Here is a 1,180-nt window from a genome sequence, read left to right as displayed (position 1 = left end):
TATCATCTAATGTATCTAGCCGAGACCTCGCTGTCCCTTCTATTTTTAGCTTTTATTAATACTAGGGAAACTACTATATTTATCAATAGTAAAAACTCTTGGTAAACATACGAGCCGAGACCGTTGTGCTTCATTATCAGAAACCGCTAACCAATGATAAAATTCTTTAGAAAAATTCGACAAAACTTGCTTTCTGAAAATAAATTCAGTAAGTATTTACTATATGCAATTGGCGAAATTGTACTTGTGGTAATTGGAATTCTAATTGCTTTAGCAATTAACACTAAAAATGGAGAAAAAGAAACCAGAATAAAAGAATTAAAATATCTTTCAGGAATCAAATCCGACTTGAATCTCAATTCAATAGAACTAAATAATTATATTGAAAAAAGAGATACATCTGTAAACTCTGCCAAAACTATACTTGATTTTTTTAACAATAAAAAAGAGGTTATTACAGACGAATTTAATTTTCACAGCCTAAATGTTCAGATTTGGTCACCTTTCAAACGGAATGACAATACCTATCAAGAATTAATAAACTCAGGAAATCTTGCCATTATATCAAATGACTCTATTAAGAACTTACTACTTAATATGCAATTAAGTTACAAGGAGATTGAATTTATAGAAAGTCATATGTACAAGGATTTTGAAAATTATATTTTCCCTATTTATTTCAGCACATCAGACCTTGAATCAGATATTTCCAATTACACTTATCAAGTATCAAAGGGAACTCAAGGAGAAAGAACACAACTCTCTAAAGAAAAAATTGAATTATTATTAGATAATCAAACATTTAAAAATGGATTCGTGCTTTCTATATTTAATAACAATCTTGTCATAAATGAATATAACAACATGAAGAGTATGACTGAAAAACTATTGGAATTAATTAATTCAGAATTAGAAAAAAATAAATAACGAAAGCACAACACCGGCTATAGTTCATTGCTTCTGACTTTCCTTTCGGAAAGTCCTCGCAAATTTGCTATCTTCGGTTTACGGCGGAAAATCCTCGCGGATTTTCACGCAACGAAACCATAGCCAAAACCGTTGTAGTGCATTTGAGAAAAACATTTAGGATGATAAGAAACTATTGGAATGAAGAATGGAAAGACGTGGAATTTGACGAAGGAATTGCCGATATTGAACAGTTCAAAATCTCAAATTACGG

1 protein-coding gene is annotated in these 1,180 nt (G+C 30.5%); it reads left to right on the top strand.

Features of this window, described 5'->3' with window-relative positions:
- The first annotated feature begins 153 nt into the window (after window positions 1–153).
- Entirely contained in the window at window positions 154–927 is a 774-nt protein-coding gene (locus ACFSQJ_RS14205; RefSeq protein ID WP_377767636.1) for a DUF6090 family protein, read from the top strand.
- Window positions 928–1,180: the final 253 nt, after the last annotated feature.

It is taken from the genome of Croceitalea marina, from assembly GCF_042684265.1.
Lineage (GTDB): Bacteria > Bacteroidota > Bacteroidia > Flavobacteriales > Flavobacteriaceae > Croceitalea > Croceitalea marina.
This window is presented reverse-complemented; position numbering and strand designations above follow the sequence as displayed.

Excerpts from the sequence above, each read along its gene's own strand:
- ACFSQJ_RS14205 (WP_377767636.1), top strand. The coding sequence starts at position 154 with ATGATAAAATTCTTTAGAAAAATTCGACAAAACTTGCTTTCTGAAAAT.